At 35.2% G+C, this 6,418-nt stretch carries 7 protein-coding genes; 5 read left to right on the top strand and 2 right to left on the bottom strand.

What is annotated here, in order from left to right:
• Nucleotides 1-704: CapA family protein (locus AC1DJR_RS20265; RefSeq protein WP_477003356.1), on the bottom strand; the 704-nt coding region annotated here is incomplete at its 3' end.
• 213 nt (nucleotides 705-917) lie between these two features.
• Here AC1DJR_RS20265 and AC1DJR_RS20260 point away from each other — a divergent pair.
• The 3 genes from AC1DJR_RS20260 (at nucleotide 918) to AC1DJR_RS20250 (ending at nucleotide 3,765) form a co-directional block, all read left to right on the top strand.
• Nucleotides 918-1,637 carry a DUF554 domain-containing protein gene (locus AC1DJR_RS20260; protein ID WP_477003355.1) on the top strand — a complete coding sequence of 240 codons (720 nt, stop codon included), beginning with the start codon at nucleotides 918-920 and terminating at the stop codon, nucleotides 1,635-1,637.
• A 14-nt stretch (nucleotides 1,638-1,651) separates the two neighbouring features.
• The gene (locus AC1DJR_RS20255) at nucleotides 1,652-2,467 is read left to right on the top strand and encodes a GNAT family N-acetyltransferase (RefSeq protein WP_477003354.1); all 816 of its coding nucleotides are present in this window, start codon (nucleotides 1,652-1,654) and stop codon (nucleotides 2,465-2,467) included.
• An 83-nt stretch (nucleotides 2,468-2,550) separates the two neighbouring features.
• Complete coding sequence (locus AC1DJR_RS20250; protein WP_002165978.1) at nucleotides 2,551-3,765, top strand: multidrug efflux MFS transporter; 1,215 nt, start codon at nucleotides 2,551-2,553, stop codon at nucleotides 3,763-3,765.
• A gap of 55 nt (nucleotides 3,766-3,820) precedes the next feature.
• On the opposite strand, the gene AC1DJR_RS20245 is transcribed toward AC1DJR_RS20250, so the two are convergent.
• Nucleotides 3,821-4,582 (bottom strand): DODA-type extradiol aromatic ring-opening family dioxygenase, encoded by a 762-nt coding sequence (locus AC1DJR_RS20245; RefSeq protein ID WP_429686767.1) that lies wholly within the window; start codon nucleotides 4,580-4,582, stop codon nucleotides 3,821-3,823.
• Nucleotides 4,583-4,791: 209 nt separating this feature from the next.
• On the opposite strand from AC1DJR_RS20245, the gene AC1DJR_RS20240 reads away from it, so the two are divergent.
• Nucleotides 4,792-5,715 carry an alpha/beta fold hydrolase gene (locus AC1DJR_RS20240; RefSeq protein WP_429686769.1) on the top strand — a complete coding sequence of 308 codons (924 nt, stop codon included), beginning with the start codon at nucleotides 4,792-4,794 and terminating at the stop codon, nucleotides 5,713-5,715.
• Nucleotides 5,716-5,771: 56 nt separating this feature from the next.
• A complete protein-coding gene (locus AC1DJR_RS20235; protein ID WP_002031189.1) occupies nucleotides 5,772-6,377 on the top strand; it encodes a pentapeptide repeat-containing protein in 606 nt (201 codons plus the stop codon).
• Nucleotides 6,378-6,418 lie beyond the last annotated feature (41 nt).

Raw genomic sequence — 6,418 nt, 5'->3', positions numbered from 1 at the left:
ATTACATAATCAGCATCTTTCTTTTGCTCTTGAATCGTTTTTGTTACAAGATCTAGGTCATATCCGTTTGCAACGCCGGGTTTATTGTCACCAGCTACCCAATTAAAGTTGGGCATAAAGCGTACAAAGGAAAGAAATTTAAACTTTTTTCCTTTTACAGTTAGTTCACGAGCGGTATAAGCATCTTCAGCATTTTTTCCGGCTCCAGTGTAAGGTAGTTTTAATTTTTCGACGTGAGAAATGGTGTCTAGTAGTCCATCTTGCCCATAATCAAGCGTATGGTTATTGCCAATGTTCACGATGTCATATCCGGTGTTTTTAATGGCTTGTAGTGTGGATGGATCACTTTTAATCCAAAATTGTTGCCCAGGTACTTTTTGTTCTCTCGTTGTAAATGCTGACTCTAAATTAACAAAAGAAATATCAGCTTTCGTTATTTCTTCTTTTACGTGTTGGAATGGATAATCAGCCCCATTTTTTTCGATTACGGGACGTAATTGCCAATCGAACATTGTATCACCAGAGAAGGTGAGTGTGATTTCAGGGTCTTCGGTTTTCTTTTCGCTTTTTGAAGCTGTTTTACTAGATTTGTTTTGAATATCAGGTTTGTCTTTCGCTTTTGAAATAAAAGAGTAGTTGATTAATAAAACAATTGGTGTAATGAAAAAGGCTATTAACAGAAATCGTTTTAGTAAAGTTTTCATAAATACCTTCCCTTTTGAGTTTATCCCGCAATTAGATTAACAATGAATCTACTAAAGGCAATCAGTCTTTGTATAGTTACAAAAAAATAGCGGGTTATGTAGTGAAAAACGTTTGTTAATATTCACAATATTACGTTAACATATAGGTAACCTGTAAATCAATGTATAAACCAAAATATAGAAATAAAGAATTCGAAGGGTGAAGAATGAGAAATGGTTATATTAGGAGCAGTTGTAAATGGGATTTGTATTATATTTGGTACTTTACTWGGWAAATTATTTAGTRSGATTCCAGAAAGTATGAAGGGAACAATTATGCATGCAATYGGTTTAGCGGTTACTGTACTTGGACTTCAAATGGCATTAAAAAGTGAAAATTTTCTTGTTGTCATACTAAGTTTAGTTATTGGTACGGTAATCGGAGAATGGCTACAATTAGAAGAAAGGTTAAAACTGTTAGGGGATTGGCTAGAAAATAAAGTTGGATCGAAAGGGAAAGGGAGCATATCAGAAGGSTTTGTAACAGCYACKYTWATTTTTGCAATYGGWGCGATGGGSATACTTGGTGCAYTSGACAGTGGGATTCGCGGAAATCATGATATTTTATTTACAAAGGCGATTATCGATGGATTCATTTCTATTATATTAACGACAACTCTAGGAATTGGCGTAGTATTTTCAGCGATTCCAGTGATTTTATATGAGGGAGGTATTGCAGTTTTTGCAACACAAATTAATAGTTTTGTTCCAAAAGAATTAATGAATCAATTTATAGTGGAAATGACGGCTACTGGCGGTATTATGATATTCGCAATCGGATTAAACTTACTTGGATTTATTAAAATTAAAGTGGCAAATTTACTTCCAGGCATATTAATGGTTGGAGTAATTGTTTCTATTATATACGGTTATGGTTTGATAATAAGTCATTAGGGGAAGGGATATAGATGATGGAATTCCAATTTACAAAACGTGCATATAAAATATTGGAGATTGCAGCAGAAGAGGCTGAGTGTAGTAAAGGTATTATCCATCCAGTTCATCTATTTATAGGAGCTTGTAAGGAAGGTACTGGAGTTTGCGCGGAGTTACATATGTATTTATTTCACACGGTGGGTATGGGTTTTTTAGCAAAGATATCGTTACTCCAACAATATTATGCAAATGAAATAGAATACATAAATGTTGGGGAGTTTAAAGTTTCAAATAAGACGATAGAARTTTTACAARTAGCGAAGAAACGKATGGAACGTTTYCAGCAARTARTAATAAATGAAGGGCATGTTWTATATGCAATTTTTCAAGGGGATACAGTTATTGATAAGGTTATAAGTGAAAAGATGAAAAAAGATCTGTTGCAAATTACATCTGAACCAAGAGACTTGACGGTTGCATTAACAATATTTGATCCTATTTGTAATAGTTTAAGCTGTAATATTAGAAAAGCGATCTCTTCTGATTTTGAAAAGTTGTCACGTTTTGTTAAGGATGAATTTGGTGAACGTTGGTTAAAATCTTTAGATTATGGATTTCGGACATATAAAGAGGAGTTACCTATATTTATTGCTGAACAAGGAGGAGAAATCATTGGTTTCGCTTGTTATGATGTTGTGAGAGGAAAGAAAGGGTTGTTTGGCCCGATGGGTACAGCGAAACATAATCGTGTGAACGGTGTTGGGAAGACGTTATTGAATCATTGTTTATATAACATGAAGAAAAGCGGATATGAGTATGCAATTATAGGACAAGATGCAAAGGGATAGAGTTTTATTATGTATAAAGCAAATTACTAAACTTTTTCCAGGAAACGGTGTAGAATGGGTATCTAATGAAAGAAGGTGTGAAAATGGCCAGCTGGAAACGAAATTTAATGATTTGTTGGCTAGGTTGTTTTACCACTGCAGCCGGTATGAGTTTAGTAATTCCTTTTTTATCTTTTTATATTGAGGAATTAGGGGTGACCGGCACTGCTAGTATTGCACAGTGGTCGGGACTTGCATTTGGTGTAACATTTTTAATGGGTGCGATTGTATCACCGATATGGGGAAAGCTCGGTGATATACATGGACGGAAATTGATGCTTATACGTGCTAGCCTTGGTATGGCGATAATTATGACGCTTATGGGGTTTGTGACAGATGTGTATCAATTAGTCGCACTTCGGTTTTTAATGGGATCGGTATCAGGTTTCCTTTCTACAGCGATGACACTTATTGCTGCAGAAACTCCGCAAGAACATTCAGGTTGGGCAATTTCTACAATTTCAACTGGAGGCGTGAGCGGTTCATTACTTGGGCCGATACTCGGAGGTTATTTGTCAGAGTTAATTGGAATGCGCCATGTTTTTCTAGTTACAGGAGCTTTCTTATTCCTTTCCTTTCTTATCGTCTTTTTCTTCTTACATGAGGAGAAACATTCTGCTAAAGAAAAAAAGGCACAGCCGAAAAAAGTATGGACGATGGTCCCTGCAAAACATTTAATAATAAGTTTATTTGTAGCGACGTTTATTATTCAGCTTGCAAATATGTCGATTCAACCTATTATTACGTTGTACGTAAAGCATTTGGCAGGACCAGGAACAGATCATATTGAAATGCTTGCAGGTGCAGTCATGTCTGCGACAGGATTAGCAGTAATTTTAGCAGCTCCTAAGCTAGGAAGATTATCAGATCATATTGGACCTCAAAAAACGTTAGTTGTAGCGTTGTTTGCTGCAGGAATTATTTTTATTCCGCAAGCATTTGTAACCTCAGCTTGGCAACTATTAATTCTTCGCTTTTTATTAGGTATTGCACAAGCAGGACTATTACCTTCCGTACAAACTCTACTAAAACAACATACGCCAACCCATGTAACGGGACGAATATTTGGATATAATCAATCGTTTCAGTTTTTAGGAAATATGATTGGGCCAGTACTTGGTGGACAAATTGCAGCTCATGCAGGCTTCCAATATGTTTTCTTCTCTACATCATCACTATTATTTATTGCGTGCATTTGGGTTTATTTTCATAGTAAGAACGAAGAGGTATCAGAGAAACGACATTTGGAAGTTAGTTAACTATGTGAATGAAAAACAGGAAAAGGATGAAGCAATATTGCTTCATCCTTTTTCATTAAAATTGAAGGCAAAGATAACTTAATGTACCAAGCTCGTAGCTACGGTGAATGACCGTACCGTCGTTCTCACCACTACCCATCGCGATAAATAGAGGAACAAAATGTTCCGCTCTTGGTACAGCTAATTGTGCATGAGGAGCATTTCTTTCCCAGTTAAACAATGCATCTTTATCGCTAGTATGCATATGATTTATAATCCAATCATCAAATTCAATCGCCCATTGTTCCGGAGTTGTTTCATTCCATTTTAATGCTCGTAAATTATGAACAGTAACTCCGCTGCCGATTACTAAAATATCTTCTTGTCCAAGTCCTTTTAGTGCTTCTCCAATTTCAAATTGTTCTTTTGCAGGAAGGAATGGATTKACTGATATTTGTACGACAGGAATATTGGCTTCTGGGTACATACGATGCAGGAGTGTCCATGAACCATGATCTAAACCTCTCGTCATATTATGATGGACTGGAATGCCTCTGTTTTTAAATTTTGTTTCTAGCATAGACGCAATGCTAGAAGAGCCTTTCGCATGATATTTGATTTCGTATAACTCAGGAGGAAAACCTCCAAAGTCATAAATTGTTTCATATACTTCATCTGAAGAGGAGATCGTTAATACTTCACTTTCCCAGTGAGCGGTAAAAATAACAATAGCTTTCGGTTTATATGTTTCTCCAAGTGTCTTTAAAAAGCGTGTATAGTCTGTATCTTGAATAGCAAGCATAGGTGATCCATGTGCTAAAAATAGTGAGGGCATCATGATTAAAACCTCCTAAAAATATATTAATTACTTTATGTAAGTAACTATATAATTTTATTTTAGATTCGTCAAGATAATAGTTTAATATGTAATCGGAAAAATAGATCATTTGTCATAATGAAAGCAATTGCATATAATACATAATAAGAATAATGAATGTTTATTCATTATAAAAAAAGATATACATAATAGATTTGGAGGCTGTCGGAATGAGCATACAGGAAAATTTCGTTACGGCATTGGATAAATCGGAAATTTACTTGCGTAAATGGTTACCAGAAGGAAATCCGCGGGGAATTGTTCAAATTGCACATGGTATGACAGAACATGCAGGTGTTTATACAGAATTTATTGATGCTTTATTAGAAGCAGGATATGGTGTTTATGCTCATGATCATAAAGGGCATGGAAAAACAGTRAAAAGRGAAGARGACTATGGTCATTTTGAACCAAATGTAGGTTGGAATCAGGCTGTKTCTGATGTTATCTTTGTTTCGGAAATGATAAAAGAAGAGCAGACATGCCCGTTATTTTTACTTGGACATAGTATGGGTTCTTTTTTATCAAGACGTGCTGTACAACTTAAAGGTGAATTATATGATGGATTCCTTATTTCAGGAACTGGTGGAAATCCAGGGCTTTTAGGAAGTATCGGTCATAAAGTAGCGACAATTGAGATGAAACTTCGCGGAAAGAAAACGAAAAGTCCGATGCTGAACTTCTTATCTTTCGGAAACTTCAACTCACACTTTAAGCCAAATCGTACGAAATTTGATTGGTTATCTTCAGATATTCATCAAGTTGATAAGTATATTGCGGATCCGTTATGTGGATTCATTTGCACGACTAGTTTTTACCGAGAATTGTTTCATGGAGTTCTAGAAGTAAATAAAATAGAAGAATACAAGAAGACACCAACAAATCTTCCAATACATATATTCTCTGGTGATCGTGATCCTGTTGGGGATATGGGGAAAGGTGTAAAAGAAGTATACGAAAACTATAAAAAATGTGGTTTGAAAGATGTAACACTTCGTTTATATGAAAATGGTAGACATGAAATGTTCCATGAAGTGAATAGAGAAGATGTATTTCAAGATTTGATTTCATGGTTAGATGAGCATATTGTATAAGAAGAAACCTCACTTCATGCTGAAGTGAGGTTTTTTGAAAAATTGGAGGATTGATTATGAGTGAATTTGTAAATAAAGAATATGTAGAAATAGATTTTCAAGATGTCTGGATAAAAGACGAGGAATTGAAAAATTGTACCTTCATAAAATGCCGTTTTAGAGGAATAGATGCATCAGAAGTTTTTACTAAAAATTGTAATTTCATAGAATGTGATTTTACTGGTACTCTTTTTAATGCTTCTATCCATCAAGGAACTACGTTTGCTAATTGTAGGTTTTTTGGTGCGAATTTATTTGTATCTAAGTTTGAAGAATGTAAAATGACTGGTTCGGATTTCGAAGAGGCGAATTTAGACGGAATAACAATTATATCAGGCGATTGGTCATATACGAATTTAAGGTTTGCGAACTTAAGTAAACAAATGTTAAAGGGTATTCGTTTAATTGAAGCTGACCTATATGAATGTAATTTAGAAAAAGCAGATTTGCGTGAAGCGGATTTAACGGGCGCACAATTAGGTAAGGTGAAACTTAGTGGGGCGGATTTAAGAGGAGCTGTAGTTGATAGAGTTGATTTTAAAGCTTTTGATTTAAAAAACGTGAAATTAGATATAGCGCAGGCGGTTGCAGTCGCGAGATGTTATGGAGCAAAGGTGAATTAAATCATTTGTAACACCGTTCAATATATTGAACGGTGTTACAA

This window comes from Bacillus sp. 05T31 (assembly GCF_056396725.1).
The sequence above is the reverse complement of the archived record's forward strand: the minus strand, read 5'-3'. Positions and strand labels throughout refer to the sequence as shown.